This window comes from Providencia stuartii (genome assembly GCF_029277985.1).
Taxonomy (GTDB): domain Bacteria; phylum Pseudomonadota; class Gammaproteobacteria; order Enterobacterales; family Enterobacteriaceae; genus Providencia; species Providencia zhejiangensis.
Genome location: NZ_CP119546.1, coordinates 4,153,685 through 4,178,198 on the forward strand (window position 1 = coordinate 4,153,685; position 24,514 = coordinate 4,178,198).

Annotated in this window: 19 protein-coding genes; 2 read left to right on the plus strand and 17 right to left on the minus strand. The window is 42.7% G+C overall.

What is annotated here, in order from left to right; all coding sequences use genetic code 11:
• Positions 1 to 74: 74 nt before the first annotated feature.
• The 15 genes from thrP to trxA all read right to left on the minus strand — a co-directional run bounded on the left by thrP (position 75) and on the right by trxA (position 17,648).
• Positions 75 to 1,463, minus strand: a complete 1,389-nt coding sequence (gene thrP, locus P2E05_RS18850; protein WP_154624230.1) for a bifunctional threonine/serine APC transporter ThrP — start codon at positions 1,461 to 1,463, stop codon at positions 75 to 77.
• Positions 1,464 to 1,766: 303 nt separating this feature from the next.
• Positions 1,767 to 2,504 (minus strand): lipopolysaccharide N-acetylmannosaminouronosyltransferase, encoded by a 738-nt coding sequence (gene wecG / locus P2E05_RS18855; protein WP_154624229.1) that lies wholly within the window; start codon positions 2,502 to 2,504, stop codon positions 1,767 to 1,769.
• 27 nt (positions 2,505 to 2,531) lie between these two features.
• Positions 2,532 to 3,869, minus strand: a complete 1,338-nt coding sequence (gene wzyE / locus P2E05_RS18860; protein WP_276122943.1) for an ECA oligosaccharide polymerase — start codon at positions 3,867 to 3,869, stop codon at positions 2,532 to 2,534.
• A complete protein-coding gene (locus P2E05_RS18865) occupies positions 3,866 to 4,948 on the minus strand; it encodes a TDP-N-acetylfucosamine:lipid II N-acetylfucosaminyltransferase (RefSeq protein ID WP_276122944.1) in 1,083 nt (360 codons plus the stop codon). The genes wzyE and P2E05_RS18865 overlap by 4 nt, the downstream gene beginning before the upstream one ends.
• Positions 4,945 to 6,195, minus strand: a complete 1,251-nt coding sequence (gene wzxE, locus P2E05_RS18870) for a lipid III flippase WzxE (RefSeq protein ID WP_276122945.1) — start codon at positions 6,193 to 6,195, stop codon at positions 4,945 to 4,947. Before wzxE ends, P2E05_RS18865 begins: the two co-directional genes overlap by 4 nt.
• Positions 6,195 to 7,325 (minus strand): dTDP-4-amino-4,6-dideoxygalactose transaminase, encoded by a 1,131-nt coding sequence (gene rffA / locus P2E05_RS18875; protein ID WP_154624225.1) that lies wholly within the window; start codon positions 7,323 to 7,325, stop codon positions 6,195 to 6,197. Before rffA ends, wzxE begins: the two co-directional genes overlap by 1 nt.
• The gene (gene rffC / locus P2E05_RS18880; protein ID WP_272657861.1) at positions 7,312 to 8,052 is read right to left on the minus strand and encodes a dTDP-4-amino-4,6-dideoxy-D-galactose acyltransferase; all 741 of its coding nucleotides are present in this window, start codon (positions 8,050 to 8,052) and stop codon (positions 7,312 to 7,314) included. Before rffC ends, rffA begins: the two co-directional genes overlap by 14 nt.
• On the minus strand, positions 8,030 to 8,911 hold the full coding sequence (rfbA, locus tag P2E05_RS18885) for a glucose-1-phosphate thymidylyltransferase RfbA (RefSeq protein WP_154624224.1): 882 nt from the start codon (positions 8,909 to 8,911) through the stop codon (positions 8,030 to 8,032). The genes rffC and rfbA overlap by 23 nt, the downstream gene beginning before the upstream one ends.
• A 9-nt stretch (positions 8,912 to 8,920) precedes the next feature.
• Positions 8,921 to 9,988, minus strand: a complete 1,068-nt coding sequence (gene rffG / locus P2E05_RS18890) for a dTDP-glucose 4,6-dehydratase (RefSeq protein ID WP_154624223.1) — start codon at positions 9,986 to 9,988, stop codon at positions 8,921 to 8,923.
• Positions 9,985 to 11,247, minus strand: coding sequence for a UDP-N-acetyl-D-mannosamine dehydrogenase (wecC, locus tag P2E05_RS18895; protein ID WP_154624222.1), 1,263 nt, complete (start codon positions 11,245 to 11,247; stop codon positions 9,985 to 9,987). Before wecC ends, rffG begins: the two co-directional genes overlap by 4 nt.
• Positions 11,244 to 12,374, minus strand: a complete 1,131-nt coding sequence (gene wecB / locus P2E05_RS18900; protein WP_163863284.1) for a non-hydrolyzing UDP-N-acetylglucosamine 2-epimerase — start codon at positions 12,372 to 12,374, stop codon at positions 11,244 to 11,246. Before wecB ends, wecC begins: the two co-directional genes overlap by 4 nt.
• A 98-nt stretch (positions 12,375 to 12,472) precedes the next feature.
• Complete coding sequence (gene wzzE / locus P2E05_RS18905) at positions 12,473 to 13,531, minus strand: ECA polysaccharide chain length modulation protein (protein ID WP_163863285.1); 1,059 nt, start codon at positions 13,529 to 13,531, stop codon at positions 12,473 to 12,475.
• A gap of 31 nt (positions 13,532 to 13,562) precedes the next feature.
• Positions 13,563 to 14,651 (minus strand): UDP-N-acetylglucosamine--undecaprenyl-phosphate N-acetylglucosaminephosphotransferase, encoded by a 1,089-nt coding sequence (wecA, locus tag P2E05_RS18910; protein WP_163863287.1) that lies wholly within the window; start codon positions 14,649 to 14,651, stop codon positions 13,563 to 13,565.
• Between the two features lie 730 nt (positions 14,652 to 15,381).
• A complete protein-coding gene (gene rho / locus P2E05_RS18915; protein ID WP_004915469.1) occupies positions 15,382 to 16,641 on the minus strand; it encodes a transcription termination factor Rho in 1,260 nt (419 codons plus the stop codon).
• Between the two features lie 680 nt (positions 16,642 to 17,321).
• Positions 17,322 to 17,648 carry a thioredoxin TrxA gene (trxA, locus tag P2E05_RS18920; RefSeq protein ID WP_096617951.1) on the minus strand — a complete coding sequence of 109 codons (327 nt, stop codon included), beginning with the start codon at positions 17,646 to 17,648 and terminating at the stop codon, positions 17,322 to 17,324.
• Positions 17,649 to 17,765: 117 nt separating this feature from the next.
• On the opposite strand from trxA, the gene rhlB reads away from it, so the two are divergent.
• Both rhlB and gppA read left to right on the plus strand, forming a co-directional pair.
• Complete coding sequence (rhlB, locus tag P2E05_RS18925) at positions 17,766 to 19,052, plus strand: ATP-dependent RNA helicase RhlB (RefSeq protein ID WP_096617953.1); 1,287 nt, start codon at positions 17,766 to 17,768, stop codon at positions 19,050 to 19,052.
• A gap of 11 nt (positions 19,053 to 19,063) precedes the next feature.
• Positions 19,064 to 20,569, plus strand: coding sequence for a guanosine-5'-triphosphate,3'-diphosphate diphosphatase (gppA, locus tag P2E05_RS18930; protein ID WP_154623515.1), 1,506 nt, complete (start codon positions 19,064 to 19,066; stop codon positions 20,567 to 20,569).
• A gap of 49 nt (positions 20,570 to 20,618) precedes the next feature.
• Here the strand turns inward: gppA and rep are convergent, their stop codons facing one another.
• The gene (gene rep / locus P2E05_RS18935; protein WP_163863289.1) at positions 20,619 to 22,643 is read right to left on the minus strand and encodes a DNA helicase Rep; all 2,025 of its coding nucleotides are present in this window, start codon (positions 22,641 to 22,643) and stop codon (positions 20,619 to 20,621) included.
• A 375-nt stretch (positions 22,644 to 23,018) separates the two neighbouring features.
• Positions 23,019 to 24,494: a ketol-acid reductoisomerase gene (gene ilvC, locus P2E05_RS18940; RefSeq protein WP_154623517.1), complete on the minus strand. Its 1,476-nt coding sequence runs from the start codon at positions 24,492 to 24,494 to the stop codon at positions 23,019 to 23,021.
• Positions 24,495 to 24,514 lie beyond the last annotated feature (20 nt).

Consider the following 24,514-nt stretch of genomic DNA (forward strand, 5'->3'; position numbering starts at 1 on the left):
TCGTCGATAAAGAGAGCATTTTTTCTCTCTTTATCGCGATATTGGTCAATCAACAGCGTGATGATGATAGCGAATTAGCACTGACTCTTCGCGCGGTTACGTGTGCGCAGTAAGAAATAAAGCGCAGAAACCGTCAATAAAAAGATCGCACCAACAATTAACGACAAGCGGGTATCAGGGTTAATCGCCATGCCGACTATCACACAAGCTAAAAACAGTAACGTTGCGTAGTTCACCCATGGAAACAGAATCGATTTAAACGGATGTCCAACAATCTTGTCTTGGTTCTGCTGCCGAAAACGCAGTTGACTGGTCAATATCACTAACCAAGGCACCATGCCAGGTAAAACACTCGCGCTGTACACATAAACAAAAACTTGTTCAGGGTTAGGAATGATATAGTTTAGGCTCGAACCTACCAATAAGCATAAGATAGTCAAGCCAACACAGCGCGCTGGTACGCCATTACGTGTCAGTTTTAATAGTGAGGCGGGGAGTTGTCTATTTTGGGCTAACGCATATAACATACGGCCACCACTGTACATACCGCTATTACAGCCTGATAGCGCCGCAGTCAGCACCACAAAATTTATCACCGCCGCCGCTGACGCGATACCTACCTTAGCAAAGGTCAATACAAACGGGCTACCTTGTTGCCCAACGTCCGTCCATGGAAACAGCGTAACAACAATGAAAATAGCGCCAACATAAAAAATTAAAATACGCCATAAGATATTATTGATCGCTTTTTTCAATGTCACCTGTGGATTTTTCGCTTCACCCGCGGTGATCCCGACTAATTCGACGCCCTGATAAGAAGCAACTACGATACACAAAGCAAATAAAAAACCTTTCCAGCCACCCGCAAAGAACCCGCCATGATCCGTCAAATTCGCAAGGCCAATCGGTTCAAAATTATTGCCAATGCCTAAAAAAATGAGACTCAACCCAATCAGTATCATAACCACAATCGTGGTGACTTTTATCATAGCAAACCAAAACTCTAGCTCTCCATAGAGCCTAACTGCCGCAAGGTTTGCAAGTGCAACGGAAACCACCGCGATCAACGCAAATATCCATTGAGGGACGTCTGGGAACCAATACTCAGCATAGACACCTATTGCCGTAATTTCAGAGATACCGACAGCAACCCACATAAACCAATAGCCCCATGCCGTTAAGCAGCCCCAAAATGGGCTTAAGTACTTATAGCCGAAGGAGGCAAAAGAACCTGTTACTGGCTCAACAAATAACATTTCGCCCATTGAGCGCATGATAAAAAACACAAAAATACCGGCAATAATGTAAGCGAGCAAAACCGATGGCCCTGCCCATTTTAATGTGCTGGCTGAACCCATAAATAGGCCAACACCAATTGTTCCACCTAGCGCAATGAGCTCGATATGCCGCGCTTCTAAGCCTCGTTGCAATCCTTGAGGTCGTTCTTGTTGTGAGCTTTCCATTCATTCCCCCTGTCGTTACCCAAAAAACAAATCACGACTTATGAGTATTTATAGTAATAAGTATGATTTTATCTTCATAAAACGACTATTTTAATAGCCGAAAAACATGATATAAGCATTAAACTAAGCTAAAAGCCCATGCATTGCATATATTTTTGATGGATTATAAAAATAATTGAGAGAAGAGGCCAGAAGTAACGTTTTTGTTATTACAAAGATAAAATAGCAGTTAGTCTGATATTTTTGATAAGAACGATGAGAAAACGCGCCACGGCATCTTATACCATGGCGCGTGAAGGCTCTTTAAAGCTTACCACCATAGTAATAAGCTAAAAATTTTAATAATTTAAATTGTCGTTTAATACGTGTGGGTTGTGCTAGCAGGCGATACAGCCACTCTAACCCAAGGTTTTGCCATATTTTGGGCGCCCGCTTCACATGACCGGTGAAAACATCATAAGTACCACCGACACCCATATACAATGCCTCAGGGTAAACTTTACGGCAATCGCGCATGAAAATTTCTTGTTTTGGCGACCCCATCGCAACTGTCACAATCTTCGCGCCGCTGGCTCGGATACGCTCAAACAGAGCATCTCGGTCTTCTGCTGTAAAATAACCATTTTGTGAACCAACAATATTCACATTCCATTGAGAACGTAATTTTTCTTCTGTTTGTTCAAGAATTTCAGGTTTGCCTCCGACTAAGAAAACCGGCGTTCCTTCCCTCCCTGCTCGCTCCATTAACGCCTCCCAAAGGTCAGCGCCTGCAACACGAGAAACTTGAGCCTGTGGATATTTACGGCGAATAGCGCGCACAATACTAATACCATCCGCATATAGGTATTCGGCTTGGCCAAGCAAGGTGTTTAATGCCGCATCTTTTTCCGCCGTCATGACTTTTTCAGCGTTGATTGCAACCAGAGTCCCTGACTGAGTCTCGCCATCAGCAAACAGATGATCCAGAAAATGTGCCATATCTTTAAACCCCCAAATTTGGTGGCCTCTGATACTATATTGCGGAATAGATTGCTGTTCCATAATGCTCCTTTAGCGGTCTTCGCGACGTTAGCTTCTTAGATAAGAAGATGCTTTTGCCCGAATAAGCCCCGCACTTTCAAATAACCAGTACAGTAATTTCGCCAAAATCAAACAAAGTCCGAAAATCAGGCAGAAAAAGACCACTCGTGACACAAAAGAATCGACGCCTTCACGTGCCAAAACAATCATGTTAAAAATGGCACCAAAACAAAACGCTTGCATAATTGCAGCTTTATAGCGGTTTGACTCTTTCAGACTCATACCATAAATCCAGTCAAACCATTTGATAATTAACCCAACGACAATTGCCCCTAAAGGGATAAATAGCACACCGCCCATCACGACTAATGAGCCGATGAGAGTCGGAGAAATGGCTAATCCAGAATGGTTATTAAGGACTTCCCAAGTAAAGTAATTAGCTGAGTTCAGTACGGTATCAGGCCTATCTGGCCATACCCACGATGGGATAAACACATAAAAATCACGTGCAATCGGTGCCAGCCCTTGAAACTCAATCTTGTCGTAGTAACTCAATAACAAGGCAAGGTTTTCCCAAGGCGAAAATGTGTCTCGGGTTAAATACAAGAAGGTGTAGAAAGCTTCGGCACCACTCACGTCCAAACCATAGCGTTTTAGCGCTAACCAGAACATGCCGACAATACTTGCAACCCCTGCCGCAACTAGCATCCATAGCGTGATCCACCCTCTTACGATACCAATAAATAAGAATAGTGCGAACGCGATGATGATATTTGCACGAGTTCCGCCCACGATGACATAGGTTAAAAAACCAAATGCCACAGTACTGACAAGAAAGAAGACCCAACGTTTCTGGGATGGGCGTAGGAAGTAAACAATCAGCATTGCAGGAATAAAGAAGTAGAAAAAACGCTTTAATGCAACGCCTGAAACCTGACTGGAGAATATCTGACTATATGATTGAAGCTTAAATAATAAAAAGCCATTCTGTAAGAAGAAAATACCCACTGTCACGACGGCAACAGCTATCAGCAATAAACAGGTTAAGTGAGTCTCAACTTTATTCATCGTGAACAGTGGCCGCTTAGCGACAGTGGCGCTTTTTGTTAGGCGTGTTTTATAGGCTACATAATAGATGGCATAAAAACTTGTCGCTGCAAGCTGCGCATACAATAAGTACTCCGCAGGCACGACTGCCACATCAAACTGAAACACCAATGCACACGTCAATGGAAAACCAAAATAAAACGTCAGTAAATACAGTAATGAAAAGAAAATATTAAAATTGAAGCGCACACGTCTGAACTCTTTATAGAGTAACGTGCCCATAAAAATGATGGAAATCAGGTAGACAAGCGATAAGCCGCCTAACTCGGCTAAGGTCATGCTTTCTCCTCCGCAATACCTAAGATTTTTTTCCAACCATCGGTAAAGTTAGGCGCGAAAAAGTCAATATGTTGCTTATCCAGCAACGCCATCTGGCGCTGTGCTTCATCAACTAATTCCAACGATAGTTCATCCCCATAGAAGAATACTGGGACATTCTGTGCCGTCAAATCTTGCCAAAATGTATTTTGTCGACTGATGACAAATGGGACCCCAAATTGAATCAGCAGACACACCGTTCCCACACCTTGTTGGCGATTAAAAATAAAATAGCCTAAGTCACAGGTTTTCAATAAATTCAGGTAATCCGTAAATTCCATACGTTCTTTTAAAATATTCACCTGACCCGCCGCAAACAGTGTTTGTGCGGTTTCTTCGACCTGTTGGATATAAGCTTGGTTATTTGCAGGGTAACCCATAGGCACGATAATGCTGACCTGCTCACCAAATTGCTGTTTAATCGCTCTCAGCGCCTCTGTGTGACTATTTGATCGATCACCTGAGTTACCTAATAGTATTGTCAATGTATCGCCCTGACGTGCTGGACGTTCACTTAGCGTGAGTGCAGGGTCCATGCGTGTTGGGAAATACAATACCGATGCAGGGACTTTAGGGTTAAATTGCTGAAAGTAACACAAGTCACCTCGGGTCGCGCAAACATGCCCTACCTTCTTTTGTGCTAAACGACGTAATACATAAAACAATTTGAATTTTATCGAATTAGACTCTTCGTAGAGATCTGCACCCCAAATATGCCACCAAAATTGGTGTGATTTAATTTTGCCAAACAGCAAAGCGAGCCAAATAGGTGCATTAAATTGGCCATGGAAGAAAAAACGTTCTCTTCGGTTGGATGTTGCCCGACGAATCACCGCATCTGCGATCGCCTTTTTGCTGTCAAAGACTTCGATATCCAACTCGGGATAAGCATTGGCCATCTGATCATCGAGGCTCACCACCATAAAATGGGGTTTCTGTGACACTGCTTTTTCTTTACAGATCACATTATTAAAAAACGTCAGCACCGTTTGATTATGGTGAGGGAGATCAGATCCCAGTACATGTATTAAGGTTGTCATACTCGCCTACGGTAAATCAAAAATACACAACAACAGAGGAGAAAATACACGATATATGTTGCCATATAGGCTTGTGTTGCCCCTATCGCACCATGCATAGGTATCAACCAATGGGAAAAGCCCATTAAGAGGATAAACTGGCTCACCTCAGTTAAAATATAAAAACGTAATGCCGCCTTCGCAATCACCAGATAGCCAAAGACATAAGCGCCAACTTTCAGTACATCCCCTACCAATTGCCATGCAAATAAATCGCGCATGCCATTAAATTTTTCGGAGAACAGTAGCCAAATTGCGAAATCGCGTAATAGCCACACCATAAAGCTTGCAACGGCAACAGCAGGTAATACAAATTTTAGCGTCTTAATGATCTCCGCAGAGATGTCATTCTTGTGTTGTAATCGAGAAAGTGTAGGCAGCAAATACACGGAAAATGTTGCAGTGATAAACTGCAAATAAGCATCCGAAATAGTGCTAACTCCCGTCCATAGACCTACGTCATCCCAGCTATATTTTGCAGCCAACAAGTTTCGCATCATGACATAGGCGACAGGTAAAGTGACCGACGTAATTAACGCCATAATGGTAAATTTACCTAAGTTGGTGGCAATCGCCTTATTCCAAGCCGGTTTCAACATCGATAATGCAAACCGCTTACGGCGAACAATCATCCCGATAGCAGGTAAAACCACTAACGCCGGAACCAAAGCTAATCCGACTAATGCCCCTTCATAACCAGCGAACGTATAGCATAAATAATAGGCAACAACACCAATTATGCTACCAAAAATAATGGATTGTGCATTACCCGACGCATCCCGATATCCCTTGAGGATCGCCAAAAAATAGTTAGCGTAGGCAATGCCCATCTGAATCAAGGCAACAGCTTGAATGACCGATTGATACTCCCGACTATCAAAGAGCGCTTCACTGATCGGGGCACTAAAAAATAGAAATACCAGCGCCAATAACGTCGAAAAACCAAGAATAAGTGTTGAAGAGGTCCCTAATACCGCGCGCAATTTTTCAGGGTCTTCATGGTGTTCCGCAATATATTTGGTCACCCCATTAAAAATACCCGCACCCGATAATACCCCTAACACAGTGATTAACTGGCGGAAATTTCCCGCCAGTCCTACCCCACTGGGGCCAAATGTGACTGCTAATAACTTAACAATAAGCAGGCCTGCCCCGATTTTTATCAAGGTAGACCCCGCAGTCCAAACCGATGCTCTAGCTAACGACATTAGGCAAAAAACGCCTTAATTTTTGTGATAACCGTTTGCTGTTCCTCATCTGTCATGTTGTAGAACATTGGCAGACGTACTAAACGGTCACTCTCACTTGTTGTATAACGGTCTTCGCCATCGAAACGCCCAAATTTCTCCCCAGCAGGGCTGGTATGTAACGCAACATAGTGGAATACCGTTAAAATGTCATTTGACTTCATATAGTCATTGAAAGCAGTACGCTCTTCGACATCCTTCAACTTGATATAAAACATATGTGCATTATGTTTTAATCCTTCCGGTACGATAGGTAATGCTAACTGGCCTGCCTGTGCTAAAGGTGCTAGAGCATCATAATAACGCTGCCATAACAACAGACGACGGTCATTAATCTTGTCTGCTTCCTCAAGCTGAGCCCATAAATAAGCCGCCTGTAAATCAGACAACAAATAGCTGGAGCCGATATCGCGCCACGTATATTTATCAACTTGCCCACGGAAAAATTGGCTACGGTTAGTCCCTTTTTCACGAATAATTTCAGCACGGTTAATCAGAGACTTATCATTCACTAACGTGGCGCCACCTTCACCACCAGAAGAGTAGTTTTTCGTTTCGTGAAAACTGTAAGCGCCAATATGGCCAATCGTTCCGAGTGCACGACCTTTATAAGTCGACATCACCCCTTGAGCCGCATCTTCAATCACAAATAAGTTATGTTTTTGGGCTATTGCCATGATGGTGTCCATTTCACAGGCTACGCCCGCATAATGCACAGGAACAATTGCACGAGTACGTTCAGTAATGGCAGCTTCGATTTTGGTTTCATCAATATTCATTGTATCTGGACGAATATCGACAAAAACAATGGTTGCCCCTCTCAGTACAAACGCATTAGAAGTAGACACAAAGGTAAAGCTTGGCATGATCACTTCATCACCAGGCTGAATATTAATCAGGATTGCCGCCATTTCTAATGACGCTGTGCAAGAAGGTGTTAGCTGGACTTTAGGGCAATTAAAACGCTTTTCCATCCACTCTTCACAACGTTTTGTAAAACCACCGTCACCACACAGCTTGCCGCTTTCCATGGCTTGCTTCATATATGCTAATTCTGTTCCTACAACGGGTGGCTTATTAAATGGAATCATGTTGTCCCCTATATAACCAATATGCAGTGCTAGCAACTGCCGCACCACTACGTGAATAAAGATTCAATGCCGCAATATTGCTTATTTGAGTGGCCACATTTAACTGTCTTTTTTTGTGCTGCTCACACCAAACAACAGCTGCTGACATCAATTTACGACCAACTCCCTGCCCATGAGCATTCGGCATAACAGCGAGTAGGCCTATACGTGCTGTGTCATCATCAAGGTGCCTTAAACTAACGAAACCTAAAATATCTCCTGCCACATTTTTGACTAATAAACAGGTATGATCGAAAGTGCCTAAGACTGCTTTTTCTATCCACAATGCATAAAAGCGTCCACTATCACCTTCACGATACCAAGGCGTTCGAAAGCGGCTTTGGCTAAAAACCTGCTCCGCTACCTGACGCAATACAGGTATATCTTCAGTAACCGCGGGTTCAATGCGCACTTTTTTCCGTAAATCACTATTCAAGTAAGCATTTTCTATGCCAACAGTCAGCGCAAAATCGACTTCCCCTTCAACCAAAGAGAAACCAAGCCGCCTTAATTCATCTAAGCGCTCTGTTTCATTAGCCCGTATTTTGGCTTGAGTTATCGCATAGCCATCTAATTGGCTTGCAAGGATCATCTCTGCCTGAGGAGCAGTGAAGTCTAGCTTTGCTGTTGAGAGTCCGAAAAACTCAGACTCCCATGATAAATAATCAATATTGGCGCGGACGGACACGGAGTAGATCCTCTAAATACTGACCATACCCTGTCTTACTGAGTTGTTTAGCTGACATTTTGACTTGCTCGTCAGTTAACCAACCATTACGCCATGCGATTTCTTCTAGACAGGCAACCTTAAAACCTTGACGTTTTTCAACAGTTTGAACAAAAGTACCCGCTTCTATCAGGCTATCGTGAGTACCTGTATCTAACCAAGCGAAACCTCGGCCTAATAACTCTACGTTCAACTCACCTTTATCGAGATACATCTGGTTGATTGAGGTAATTTCCAACTCACCGCGTTCAGATGGTTTCACCTGCTTTGCAAAATCAACCACTTGGTGATCATAAAAATAAAGCCCAGTGACTGCCCAGTTAGACAGTGGTTTTTTCGGTTTCTCTTCAATCGATAGCACTTTGAAATCGTCATCAAATTCTACGACACCAAAACGCTCAGGATCCATGACCTGATAACCGAATACCGTGGCACCTTGGGTTCTCGCCGCAACGGATTTCAGTTTTGGGCTAAACGAGTGCCCAAAGAAAATGTTATCGCCTAACACTAAACAGCATGCATCACCATTTATAAACTCTTCACCGATGATAAAGGCTTGAGCCAAGCCATCAGGAGAGGGTTGTTCAGCATAGCTCAGCTCGATACCAAATTCATGACCATCACCCAGCAAGCGTTTAAACATCGGCAAATCTTCAGGCGTAGAAATGATCAATATTTCACGGATCCCTGCCAGCATTAGCACTGACAATGGATAATAAATCATTGGCTTATCATAGATGGGTAACAACTGCTTCGAGATGCCTCGCGTAATAGGATGTAAACGAGTTCCCGAACCACCAGCAAGTATAATACCTTTCATGATCCCCCCTTAAGCGCCTAAACCAAGGCGTTCACCGGCATAAGAGCCATCTTGCACACGACGCCACCAAGTCTCATTATTGAGGTACCACAACACCGTTTTGCGGATCCCCGACTCAAAGGTTTCTTGTGGTGTCCACCCTAACTCACGCGCTATTTTGTCAGCATCAATGGCATAACGCATATCATGCCCAGGCCTATCCGTCACATAGGTAATTAAATCGCGATAATGTGCAACACCCTGCGGTTTTTGAGGATGAAGTTCTTCAAGCAATTCACAAATGGTGTTAACAACATCAATATTACGGCGCTCATTGTGCCCACCAATGTTATAAGTTGTCCCCGGCTGAGCCGTGGTTGCCACCAAATGTAATGCCCGCGCATGGTCTTCAACGAATAACCAATCACGGATCTGCTCGCCTTTGCCATAAACAGGTAATGGCTTGCCGGCTAATGCATTGAGAATAATTAATGGAATCAATTTTTCTGGAAAATGATATGGCCCATAATTATTTGAACAATTCGTGATCATGGTCGGCAACCCATAAGTACGATGCCACGCGCGTACTAAGTGGTCGCTCGATGCTTTAGATGCTGAATAAGGACTACTTGGTGCATAAGGTGTTGTTTCAGTGAAGAAACCATCAGGACCTTCTAAATCACCATAGACTTCATCAGTAGAGATATGATGGAAGCGGAATTGCGCTTTCTTATTGCCATCCAGCCCCATCCAATAGTGGCGTGCGGCCTCAAGTAAGGTATAAGTGCCAACAATATTGGTCTCAATAAACGCCGCAGGGCCATCAATAGAACGGTCTACATGGCTTTCAGCAGCCAAATGCATCACCGCATCAGGTTGATATTCAGCAAACACGCGGTCTAGCGCTATGCGATCACAGATATTCACTTGTTCAAACGCATAGCGATCACTGTTAGAGACTTCACTGAGTGACTCTAAATTACCGGCATAGGTCAAACAATCGACAACAATTGCGCTATCGCGAGTGTTCTCAATAATATGTCGCACAACAGCAGAACCGATAAATCCCGCTCCACCCGTAATTAGAATACGTTTCAACGCCAAACTCCTTTTGTATCCACAACCCATTTCTGTGGAATAGCAGAACCTTGGATTCCTTTAAAGACCGTATGATCAACCAACATCAAAATGATATCGGCTTCATTCACCGCGGTCTCAATCGAAACTAATTCCGCAATCCCTTTAAGAGACGTTGGTAGCGCTTCAATATGCGGTTCAACCGCATAGGTTTTACCTGTATTCCAATTCGCGATCATTTTAGTGATATGCATGGCTGGGCTTTCACGTAAATCATCAATATTGGGTTTAAATGACAGACCAAAACAAGCAATAGTCACTTCACTGGCTTTTTTACCTGTCTCAGATAAGCAATCCGCTACAGCAGCTTTGACTTGGTCGACAACCCAGATAGGCTTGCCATCGTTCACTAAACGAGCCGTATGAATTAAGCGAGATTGTTTGGGGTTTTGCGCCACAATAAACCATGGATCGACAGCGATACAGTGCCCGCCGACACCAGGACCTGGTTGTAGAATGTTGACGCGTGGATGGCGATTAGCCAAGCTAATCAATTCCCACACGTTAATATCTTGCTCGGCACAAATCAGTGATAATTCATTAGCAAATGCGATATTCACATCACGGAAACTGTTTTCAGTTAATTTGCACATTTCCGCTGTTCTGGCATTAGTAATAACACATTCACCTTCAAGGAAAATATTGTACAGCTCACTAGCACGCAAGGATGACTTAGGTGTCATACCACCGACAACACGGTCATTTTTAATCAACTCAACCATCACCTGCCCAGGTAGAACACGTTCCGGACAATAAGCCATATCAATATCAGCGTCTTCACCCGCTTGGTGAGGGAACGTCAAATCTGGACGGACTTGAGCCATCCACTCCGCCATCTGTTCGGTTGTGCCAACAGGAGACGTTGACTCTAAAATAACCAAATCCCCTTTTTTCAACACAGGTGCGATCGACTCTGCGGCTGCTCTGACATAAGTCAGGTCAGGTTCATGCTCACCTTTAAACGGAGTTGGTACTGCGATCAAATAAGCATCGGCAGGTTGTGGCTTAGTAAATGCTTTCAAGTGACCTGCTTCAACCGCTGTTTTTACAACAAGGTCCAGTTCAGGTTCGACAATATGGATTTTACCGCGATTAATGGTATCAACCGCATGCTGGTTGACATCAACACCAATCACTTGCTTTTTACGTGATGCAAAAGCTGCCGCTGTTGGTAAACCAATATACCCAAGGCCAATAACAGAAATAGTTTCAAAACTCATAATTTCACCTGATTGCTTTTTAGTGCTTCAAGAATTCGCTGACAAGCATGACCATCACCATAAGGGTTATGAGCGCGGCTCATTGCATGATATTCCGCTTCATCTGTCAGTAACCTATTAACTTCTGCAACAATTTTTTGTGTGTCTGTTCCCACAAGACGTACTGTTCCCGCATCAACCGCTTCAGGACGTTCGGTCGTATCCCGCATCACTAAAACGGGCTTACCTAGCGATGGCGCTTCTTCTTGAATGCCACCAGAGTCTGTTAAGATTAGATAAGCATGATTCATTAAATAAACAAAGGGCAAATACTCTTGTGGAGTAATCAGAATAATATTATCAATGCCATGCAAAATACGTTTGACAGGCTCGCTAACATTTGGATTTAAATGCACAGGGTAAACCACCTGAACGTCCGGATGACTTTGAGCTATTTCAGCTAATGCATGACAAATACGCTCGAAGCCTCCACCAAAGCTTTCGCGGCGGTGCCCCGTCACTAAAATCATTTTTTTATTTGGATCAATAAAGGGATAATTTGCCGCCAATTTTTCGGCCATGTGCTGGTCGCTCATCACTTTATCGCGTACCCACAATAAAGCATCGATCACGCTATTCCCTGTCACAAAAATATGCTTATCTGGGATAGACTCTTTCAATAGATTTTGACGCGAGTTTTCTGTGGGAGCGAAATGATACATGGCGAGATGACCCGCAATTTTTCGATTGGCTTCTTCCGGCCATGGCGAATATAGGTTCCCCGTACGTAATCCTGCTTCCACATGCCCAACAGGAATACGATGGTAGAAGGCAGCGAGGCTGGTTGCCATCGTCGTTGCAGTATCACCATGGACTAAAACAACATCCGGTTGGAAATCGGCAAATACCGTTTTCAATCCTTCCAAAATACGACACGTAATATCTGTTAAATCTTGCCCTGGCTTCATAATATTGAGATCATAATCAGGCGTGATCTCAAATAGCTTCAGTACCTGATCGAGCATTTCTCGGTGCTGGGCCGTCACACAGACTTTGGCTTCAAAAGCCGCATCATTAGCAAGTGCATGAACCAACGGAGCCATTTTGATGGCTTCAGGTCGAGTGCCGAATACAGTCAATACTTTCACAGTGACTCTCTTATTTTTATCTAATGCAGTTAGCTGCTTGATCTCATTATTGATAACTTTATATAGTGGCAGACATTAAGCCTGCCACTTATGTAAAATTAGGACGGGCGACGGCGTGCAAGTACCACACCAGCACCAACCAACGCACCTATAGCGCCCCAGAGAACCATCATAAAGGCTCTACGTGGGCTATCGCGTTTGACGGGATCTTCAGGTGTCCTTAAATAACGGTAAGCCTGAAAACGGTCTTGAAGGGTCGGTCCAACACTCAATGTTGATAGCATTGCCATGTTTTGATCGTAATCTGTGTCATGATCTGGCCCCGTAGCTTTTAGCGTCTCAATTTGAGCTTCCAGCAATGGCACCCCTAACATGAACATTTTAGAATCAGGGATTTCATCAACAGGCGTTGTACTTTGATTACGTGAAATGCCTTGTTTTTGAGCGACTTTCAATGCCTGTTCAAGTACATTTAAGCGTCTTTCATAAGCAGATTGAGCCACCATATCCTCACGTTTTACCAACGCTTTCATGGATTGCATTTTGGTTGCCCAAGTTCCTTTGATTTCATCATTCAGGTTAGCCGTTGCTCGCTGGTTGGCAAACTGAATGTACTGACGTAATAGCTGATTCGCATCGGTAGAGGTTTCAGCAATCAATTTAATATTGTCAGTGAGATTTTTCAGATTATCTGCTGGCGTAAATTCAATATTGTTAATCAGCTCATCTAATAATGCCGCATCTGCTTTCGGGTCATTTTCTAACCGCTGCTTGTAATAATCAGTGGTTAACCAAAATTGACGACGAGTATCATAAGAGCCCACCTGTTTGATGAACTCTTGATAAGCCTCATTCGCTATCGTTGGCAATTGCCCTTCTTGCCCCGTCGTATTAATACGAGAATCAAGATTACGCAAAAATTGTTGCTGCGAATAATAGCTGCCTAAATTATTAACAGTTGGCAGGTCGGTGATCGCGGTTGCACTCCATTTTTGCTGCATAAAATAAGATGCGCCTAATGCAACAGCGGCAAAAATTACCGCAAATGCCACGATCAAAATTTTACCTTGCCACAAAGAGCGACATAAACCACGGATATCCAATTCCGGTTCTATCGGCGGCTGATACTGATTAGGTTGTGTTTCTGAGTTTTTCACTGCACAGAACCTCTATTATTTCCGTTTGTCGTTACCGTACTGCACCACCTCTTCGCATACGACGTCTGATGCGCTTAATAAAACGAGCCACTTTCCATGCTCGTTTGATGCAGTAACCATACATAAAGAATACAAGCAAAAACAATGCCAACATGACCCATTCTGGGATAAATGTTAAGCGTTCACCAATAATTCCTATGCATGCTAAAAATGCAGCCGCTAGGGTAATTAGTACAAAAGCACCTTTAGGCGTAAAACCTGAACGCATGATTAAATGGTGAATATGTTGACGGTCCGGTGAAAATGGACTCATTCCCTTACGAATACGTCGATACATTATTGCAACCATGTCCATCAACGGGATTGCAATGATCCAAAGCGCTGTAACAGGATTCAGTGGATGTACTGTTTCCTGAGTTGATTCAACTAGGATCCAAATAATCGTAAAGCCAATAAGTGTACTTCCAGCATCCCCCATAAAGACCTTAAAGCGTCGGCCTAACAAACCTAAATTTAAAAAGATATAAGGAAGGATAGCGGCAATGAAGGCAAAACACCAAAATGCTAACGCATAGTTACCACTTTGATAAAGTAAAAAGCCTAATGCGCCAAAAGAAACGCACGATAACCCACCTAACAGGCCATCAATACCATCAACCATGTTAAACGCATTAATAGCTGCCCAAACAGCAAATAGCGTCACGATATAACCAAACGGCCCGAGCACTAGCTCCCATGGACCAAAAGCATAACCTAATGATTCTAATTTTAGGTCGGCAACCGTCATCATCACGACAGCAACAATTGCCTGTACACCTGCTCTTAACTTCACACTGATATCAAACCGGTCATCCAAAGCGCCAATTAAAACAAGTAGGCCTGCACATATTAGGTATAACCATTTGTGAGGAATGTATTCCTCCGTTATCACAAATGCGAAGCAGATGCCAAAAAATACCGTAATCCCTCCCACTAAAGGAACTAATCCTACATGTTTTTTTCGGAAGTTAGGTTTATCTACCAGCCCGATTTTCGTTGCAACAACTCGAGCGATAAAAATAAATACTAACGTGAACAAAAAAACATAAAAAAGACTGGCAATAAATTGTGCGGTGTCCACGAGTCAACTCTCTTATTCTTTATCTAATCAACCTAAAACTAAAACGTTTAAGCCCATGCAGATCCTATGACCGACAGCTAATGCATTATTCTCTCAAAAGAAATAACTGCTATAAGACGAGTCTTTAATCACGACTATTATAACTATATAAAAATTTACCCAGCTCAGTTATCAGTGTAGTTTTTTATACAGCTATGCCTTATCTGCCGATTTTATACTTAATAAAAGCAAGATGCATGCCATAACGAACTGTTATTTTCTATGATGCTAATTTTAAGTTGCTTTTTTGTTTAATAAATGAACCTTTTCTGACAAGTCAAAAAACGCCATTACCAAAATGACATAATCTTTAAATAAATGAAGACATTGAATGCATGTATTACTTCAAACCAATCAATCTTGGAATAAAACAATAATCAATTCTATGCAACGAATTGATTTTCCATTTTGTTACACCAAAAATCCAATATAAAAAATATTATTTTTTTAATAACCCTATTTTAATCATCATAAATGATATTTAATTATTATAAATTAGAATCATTCAATGATGATTTCGTTACTATAAATATAAACTTAACTTATATTTTTTATGAGTTACAAACGGATACGGATATTATGCAGGGCAAAATAAATGCAATATCCATTTGAAAATCAAAAAAAATAGCCATAAAAAAAGCGCTGTCATCGACAGCGCTTAATCCATTCAACCATGTTGAAAATTTAGCGATTATGCTCTTTTCATAAAGTCGAAAAATTCTTCGTTAGTTTTCGTCATCGCTAACTTACTGATGAGGAATTCCATCGCATCGATTTCGCCCATAGGGTGAATGATCTTACGGAGGATCCACATTTTTTGTAATTCATCTTGTGAAGTCAGTAACTCTTCTTTACGTGTACCTGAGCGATTATAATCAATCGCAGGGAAAACACGTTTTTCAGCAATTTTACGAGACAGGTGTAATTCCATGTTACCTGTACCTTTAAACTCTTCGTAAATGACTTCATCCATTTTCGAGCCTGTGTCGACCAGTGCTGTAGCAATAATCGTTAAGCTACCACCTTCTTCCACATTACGAGCTGCACCGAAGAAACGCTTAGGACGATGTAATGCGTTTGCATCGACACCACCTGTTAATACCTTACCCGATGAAGGAACAACGGTATTATAAGCGCGAGCCAAACGAGTAATGGAGTCGAGAAGAATAATCACATCTTTCTTATGCTCAACTAAACGTTTTGCTTTCTCGATAACCATTTCAGCAACTTGCACGTGACGTGCTGCTGGCTCATCAAACGTAGACGCAATCACTTCACCTTTCACTAAGCGCTGCATCTCGGTCACTTCTTCTGGACGCTCATCAATCAGCAGAACCATCAATACGCAATCTGGGTAATTATGTGCAATGTTAGCGGCAATATTTTGCAGTAACATTGTCTTACCTGCTTTTGGTGGAGCAACAATCAAACCACGCTGACCACGACCAATCGGAGCCGCTAAATCCAGAACACGTGCCGTTAAATCTTCTGTTGAACCGTTACCACGTTCCATACGAAGACGATTATTAGCATGTAATGGGGTTAAGTTTTCAAAAAGAATTTTGCTGCGGGCGTTTTCAGGTTTATCAAAGTTAACTTCATTAACTTTTAACAGGGCAAAATAACGTTCACCTTCTTTAGGAGGACGGATTTTTCCTGAAATTGTATCACCTGTACGAAGGTTAAAGCGGCGAATTTGGCTGGGGGAAACATAGATATCATCGGGACCTGCGAGGTAAGAGCTGTCTGCTGAACGGAGGAAACCAAATCCATCCTGCAATATCTCCAACACGCCATCGCCAAAGATATCTTCCCCGCTTTTAGCATGCTGCTTTAAAATCGAGAAGATAATATCTTGCTTTCTCATACGGGCTAAGTTTTCTAGCCCCATGTTTTCGCCTAACGTAATCAATTCTGATACTGGCGTATTTTTTAATTCGGTAAGATTCATAATGGTGGGTTCTTTAACTCGGGGTAATTCTCGAACTATGAACGTAAATTGAAGACAACTATATATAAGATATATAACTGCCAGCTTAACTTTATAACGCCCTGTTGATAGTTACAAACAGAAACCATTAACAATGCGTAAAAATTCTTGCGCTTATTCTTGCTAAGACTGCACTAACATATCGCGGCGATTCATCTGAATGATGTGCGGCTTATTATTAGAAACACAGACAATATTAGCAATAGTTTTTTGTACATTTAAGACAACATATATCTCAATATGGCAAATTGTCAGCTTTCAACGCACGAAAAAACAAAAGCGCCACTTTGCAATCTCCACTAACCTAAATAACCCTTAACAGTTGCTGTTTATCACTATCATAAATTGATATTGTAAATGTACCACGAAAGAAATAATTGAACGTTGTAAGCGCAACAACTCAATTTTCAATTGATAATTTCAGAAATCAACACATTATCAGCCCTAGATCACATGATATGAACCACAACTGAACTGACAAACCAGATATTTTTGATAAGAGCAACGGATTACAAGGTAATTCATTCGGGTGCGATATGGAGATTGAGGATAACTTACCATGCTTCAATCAGGACGTCTAGCGGTCCCCTCTATAAAATAGATGTACCGCTAAACGTTTTATCTAAACTAACAACGATAACTTACAGATTTTCGTCTAAAAATTCTTTCAACTGAGCTTTAGATAATGCACCCACTTTTGTTGCCGCTACACTACCATTTTTAAATAGTAAAAGTGTTGGGATACCACGAATACCATATTTTGGTGCTGTAGCAGGGTTATCATCAATATTCAGTTTTGCGATAGTCAGTTTGCCTGTATATTCTTCAGCAACTTCATCAAGAATTGGCGCGATCATTTTACAAGGACCACACCATGCTGCCCAAAAATCGACAAGAACAGGTGAACCAGCTTTCAGTACTGCGGTCTCAAAACTTGCATCAGTGATATGAATAATTTTGTTGCTCATGTTGTACTCCAATGGATCATTTTTGCAGTCTTAGTGTAACATTAATTGGCAGCAGTATGCTTTATTTCAAAAGATACACTTTCGTAAACCAACCGTTAACTGATATTCTACCACACTATGAGTAAAGCACACTTGACAGAAAAGAAGTTTTCCGACTTCGCCTTGCACCCAAAAGTCATTGAAGCCCTGAATAAAAAAGGCTTCAATTTTTGCACGCCTATACAGGCTTCTACCTTGCCTTTCACTGTCGAAGGCAAAGATGTTGCGGGGCAAGCGCAAACTGGAACCGGAAAAACGTTAGCATTTTTAACGTCTACATTTCATTATTTACTAACTCACCCTGCCATTGAGGGGAAACAAGCCAATCAGCCTCGCGCTCTTATCATGGCACCAACGCGTGAATTGGCGGTACAAATCTACTCGGATGCCAAAGAACTTGCCGAGTATACTGGCTTAAAAATGGGACTTGCTTATGGTGGCGATGGTTATGATGAGCAATTAAAAGTGCTACAACGTGGTGTTGATATCCTAATCGGCACGACTGGGCGTTTAATTGACTACGCTAAACAAGGGCATGTTGACTTAGGTGCAGTACAAGTTGTTGTCCTTGATGAAGCGGATCGCATGTATGACCTTGGCTTTATTAAAGATATTCGCTGGCTATTTCGCCGTATGCCATCCGTCGCTGAAAGATTGAATCTCCTCTTTTCAGCAACGCTTTCTTATCGCGTAAGAGAACTGGCATTTGAACAAATGAGTAACCCTGAATATATTGAAGTCGAGCCATTACAAAAAACAGGTCACCGTATTAAAGAAGAACTGTTTTATCCTTCAAATGAAGAAAAAATGCGCTTATTACAGACGCTACTAGAGGAAGAGTGGCCAGAGCGTTGTATCATTTTTGCTAACACCAAACATCGTTGTGATGAAATTTGGGCGCACCTTGCTGCTGACGGACATCGCGTTGGTCTCTTAACAGGGGATGTCGCTCAAAAGAAACGTCTGCGCATTTTAGAAGAGTTTACACAAGGCAACCTTGATATTTTAGTGGCGACCGATGTTGCAGCCCGTGGCTTACACATTCCTTCAGTGACCCATGTTTTTAACTATGATTTACCTGACGATTGTGAAGACTATGTACACCGTATTGGTCGTACCGGCCGAGCCGGTGAAAGTGGTCATTCAATCAGTCTCGCTTGTGAAGAATATGCGTTGAATCTACCGGCTATTGAAGACTATATTCAACATTCGATTCCAGTGAGCAAATATAACAGCGAAGCGTTATTAACCGACCTTCCGACTCCGAAACGTCGCCATCGTCCGCGTCCAGGAGGGCCTCGTCGCAATTCAAATTCGCCACGTCGCCATAATGGCCCACGTAATAACCATAAACGTTCAGGCTGAGTGATAACGATATGCTGAAATCCTCTTCTCTCTATGCAGCGATTGATTTAGGTTCGAACAGTTTTCATATGCTGGTCGTTCGTGAAGTTGCGGGTAGTATTCAGATTATTTCAAGAGTAAAACGCAAAGTGCGTCTCGCAGCGGGTTTAGACAGTCAAAATAGGCTGTCAGAGCAAGCTATGGAGCGCGGTTGGCAATGTTTGCGACTTTTTTCTGAGCATTTACAGGATATTCCTAGCTCTCAAATACGTGTCGTCGCAACTGCAACATTGCGGTTGGCAAAAAATGCCGATATTTTTGTGCAAAAAGCCAGTGAAATTCTAGGTAATACCGTTAAGGTCATTCAGGGAGAAGAAGAAGCACGTTTGATTTACCAAGGTGTTGCCCATACAACCGGCGGCCCTGATCAACGGTTAGTGGTGGATATCGGTGGTGGTAGTACAGAGCTTGTGGCGGGAACAGGAGCCAAAGCCGAGCAATTATTCAGTCTTGAAATGGGCTGTGTCACTTGGCTTGAAAAATATTTTAGTGACCGCGCGCTGACGGAAGAAAATTTTGCGCAAGCAGAACGTGCCGCGCGCGCAGTTATTGCACCTGTTGCCGAGACGTTAACACGTCATGGTTGGAAAATTTGTGTTGGCGCATCGGGTACCGTTCAGGCCATCCAAGAAATCATGATTTCGCAAGGGATGGATGAGCTGATCACTCTCGATAAACTACAGCAGCTCAAATATAAAGCGATTCAATGCCATAAGCTTGAAGAGCTAGAAATTGAAGGTTTAACGTTTGAGCGAGCACTCGTATTCCCAAGCGGCCTATCAATCCTCATCGCTATTTTCGAAACCCTGTCGATTGATAATATGACCCTCGCCGGTGGTGCATTACGTGAAGGTCTGGTCTACGGCATGCTTGAATTACCGATAGAACAAGATGTTCGTGCGCGAACATTGCGGAATATTCAACGCCGTTTCCAAGTGGATATTGAGCAAGCCGCCCGTGTGAGTCAATTAGCTGAACATTTCTTTTTGCAAGTCGCCAAACACTGGGAGCTCGACCTACGCTGTCGTGAGTTATTATCCAGTGCGTGTGCCTTACATGAAATAGGCCTTAGTGTGGACTTTCGCAAAGGCCCTGAACATGCCAGCTACCTGATCACCAACCTAGATTTACCCGGTTTTACTCCGGCACAAAAACGCTTATTAGCAGCACTGTTACGTAATCAGCAAGGCCCTGTTGATCTTGCCACACTGAGTCAACAAAATGCGCTCCCCATGCAACAAGCCTACTATTTATGCCGCTTGCTGCGTTTGGCGATCATTTTTGCTAGCCGTCGACGTGATGACACATTGCCGGCATTGAGGCTTCAGGCTGAATCGGATACCCTCACGATTGTATTACCATATCGTTGGTTAGCGGAGCATCCATTACGATCAGAAAACTTGCAACAAGAAGTTCAATGGCAAGGTTATGTTAACTGGCCTTTGAAACTTGAAGAACGCAATAGTTCCAATAGTTAGTTTTTCCCCCTCACACTCGATAAGCACAAGCAGTGTGAGGGGCAATCTCCTACTTATCTTTTTTATTCAGTCCTAGACGGGCCTTAATATCGGCAAGTGCTGATTGCCCTTTTTGCATTCGCTCCTCCGCCGTAACGACTTTCCGCTGTTGCTCCCACTCTAAATCATCTTGTGGTAATTCTAATAAAAAGCGGCTTAACTCAGGTCGGATTAGCTCCCCATATTGGCGACGTTCACGACAATGACTAAAAAAGAGCTCTTTTTGTGCCCGAGTAATTCCAACATAAGCTAGACGGCGTTCCTCATCGATATTGTCTTCATCAATACTGCTTTGATGTGGTAACAGCCCTTCTTCCATACCGACTAGGAAAACATAAGGAAACTCAAGCCCTTTTGATGCATGTAAGGTCATTAACTGAACTTGGTCTGACTCTTCATCATCTTCACCTCGTTCCATCATGTCACGTAACGTGAAACGCGTTACAACCTGATCTAACGACATTGGGTCATTCAAGTCGTCGCCTTCTACCATTTCACTCATCCACGTAAACAATTGATTCACGTTTTTCATCCGCATTTCGGCAGCTTTAGTACTGGCGGAAGTTTCATACAACCAGCTTTCATAATCCATTTCACGCAGCAAATCACGTACCGCTATCAATGGCTCACGTTCAGCCAATTTCACAATCTTGTCCATCCAATGAGCGAATTGCTGAAGCGCGTTTAATCCTTTGCCTGTTAACGTTTGCTCTAAGCCCAAATCAAAACTGGCTTGATAGAGGCTCTTGCCCCGCTGATTAGCCCATTCACCAAGCTTTTGGATTGTTTTCGGACCAATTTCACGACGTGGCGTATTCACGATACGCAAGAAAGCACTATCATCTTCAGGATTAGTCAGTACCCGCAAATACGCTAATAAATCTTTTATTTCAGGACGAGAAAAAAAGGAGGTTCCCCCTGAAATGCGATATGGGATGCGATTTTGCATCAACATTTTTTCAAAAATACGAGATTGGTGGTTACCACGATATAAAATCGCATAATCTTTATATTGTGTTTTATTGATGAAGTGATGAGCAATCAATTCACCAATCACCCTTTCTGCCTCATGATCTTCATTGTTGGCGGTAATCACTTTGAGTGGCGCACCGTAGCCCAGTGTCGAGAACAATTGTTTTTCAAATACATGAGGGTTATTGGCAATCAAAATATTTGCCGCTTTGAGTATTCGCTCAGATGAACGATAGTTTTGCTCCAACTTAATCACATTCAGTTTTGGAAAGTCTTGACTTAACAGCACCAAGTTTTGTGGTCTAGCACCACGCCAAGAGTAGATAGATTGATCATCATCCCCTACCACCGTAAAGCGCGCGCGCTGACCAACCAACAACTTAACCAATTGATATTGGCTAGTATTGGTATCTTGATATTCATCCACCAGCAAATAACGAATTTTTTGTTGCCAACGTTCGCGAACCTCTTCGTTATGCGACAAAAGTAACGTTGGCTTACTGATAAGGTCATCAAAATCCAATACGTTACAGCTTCTTAAATGTAATTCGTAGCGGCGATAGCATTCAGCGAAATGGTGCTCTTTTTCACTTCTGGCACGCGCCAATGCTTGATCAGGTGATAATAGATCATTTTTCCAATTTGAGATCGATGAGATCAATTGCTGTAAAAGATCTTTATCCTCTTCTAATAAATCAAAGGTTAGCTCTTTTAGTAATGCCATTTGGTCCTGATCATCAAACAGAGAAAAGTTCGCTTTAATACCTAATGCTTTATATTCTCGCTTGATGATCTCCAAGCCAAGAGTATGGAATGTCGAGATAATCAACCCACGCGCTTCTTTTTTACCCAAGGTTTGGGCGACACGCTCTTTCATCTCACGCGCCGCTTTATTGGTAAACGTTACCGCAGCGATTTGACGAGGCTGATAGCCACAATGGCGGATCAGATGCGCTATTTTATTGGTAATAACTCGGGTTTTTCCCGAACCGGCACCCGCCAGCACAAGGCATGGGCCATCCACAAATTCAACAGCCTGCTGTTGGCTTGGATTTAATCGCATGGTTTCTCTACATCACTTAGTTATTCAAAATGGAACTCTCTACGGATTGTAGCAGAAACCTAGCCAACTCTTGAGTAACGATCCTTTATAAAAGCAAAAAACCACATCATTCATTAGACCGATGTGGTTCTGTTCTTTTTCTTTTATAACATCAATACATTTTTCTAAACTATTCGCGTTAGAGGAAGGCGGCAAAGGAGGTTATCCCAAGGAGCATACATTAAGTATGTGACTTGGGTAACCGAGTGAAGCCAACGCACCTATCACGCGAAGAGTGACGAAAAAGGAGGTTATCCCAAGGGGCATACATTAAATATGTGACTTGGGTAACCTCCGTTCAGCCAACGCATCTATTGATGCGGAGAATGGTAAGGATTATTGCGCGCTAGAGATTTTCTTCATATCCGTCATATAGCCACGTAATGTCTTACCGATTTTCTCGATAGGATGGTTACGAATCGCTTCATTCACATCACGTAGTTGCGCGTTATCAGTGCCATTATCAGCAACAGGTTTAGCTAAATCACCGGCTTGCAGTTTACTCATAAAGTCTTTCAGCATTGGAACGGCTGCAAATGAGAACAGGTAGTTACCATATTCTGCGGTATCTGAAATAACCACGTTCATTTCATACAAACGCTTACGAGCAATCGTATTGGCAATCAGCGGCAATTCATGCAGTGATTCGTAATAAGCAGACTCTTCAAGAATACCCGCTTCTAACATCGTATCGAATGCTAACTCAACCCCTGCTTTAACCATTGCAACTAACAGAACGCCATGGTCGAAATACTCTTGCTCCGAAATCTTACCAGTATATTCTGGGTAATTTTCAAACGCTGTTTTACCTGTTTCTTCACGCCAAGCCAGTAGGTTTTTATCATCATTAGCCCAGTCAGCCATCATAGTTGCTGAGAATTCGCCTGAGATAATGTCATCCATATGTTTTTGGAATAAAGGCGCCATGATGGTTTTCAATTGTTCTGACAGAGCAAATGCACGCAGTTTAGCTGGGTTAGACAGGCGATCCATCATCAGCGTGATACCACCTTGTTTCAAGGCTTCGGTAATGGTTTCCCAACCAAACTGAATCAATTTGCCTGCATAGCCTGGCTCAACACCATCAGCAACCATTTTGTCGTAAGACAGCAAAGCACCAGCTTGCAACATACCGCACAGGATAGTTTGCTCGCCCATCAGGTCAGACTTAACTTCAGCAACAAATGAAGATTCTAATACCCCAGCGCGATGACCTCCCGTTGCAGCAGCCCAAGCTTTAGCAATTGCCATTCCTTCACCTTTCGGATCATTTTCAGGATGAACCGCAATCAGCGTTGGAACACCAAAGCCACGTTTGTATTCTTCACGTACTTCAGTACCAGGGCACTTCGGTGCTACCATCACAACAGTAATATCTTTACGAATTTCTTCGCCAACTTCGACAATGTTAAAACCGTGCGAATAACCTAAAGCCGCGCCTTGTTTCATCATTGGTTGAACAGCACGAACAACGGTTGAGTGCTGTTTGTCTGGCGTTAAGTTAATCACTAAGTCAGCTTCTGGGATCAACTCTTCATAAGTGCCCACTTTGAAACCATTTTCTGTCGCTTTGCGCCATGATGCACGCTTCTCAGCGATAGCTTCAGCGCGCAGTGCGTAAGCAATATCTAAGCCCGAGTCACGCATATTCAAGCCTTGGTTTAGGCCTTGAGCACCACAACCGACGATGACGATTTTTTTACCTTTTAAGTATCCTGCTTCATCAGCAAACTCTTCGCGCTTCATGAAACGACACTTGCCTAATTGTTCCAACTGCTGACGCAGATTCAAAGTATTAAAATAATTCGCCATTGTCTTACTCCATTGTTCTG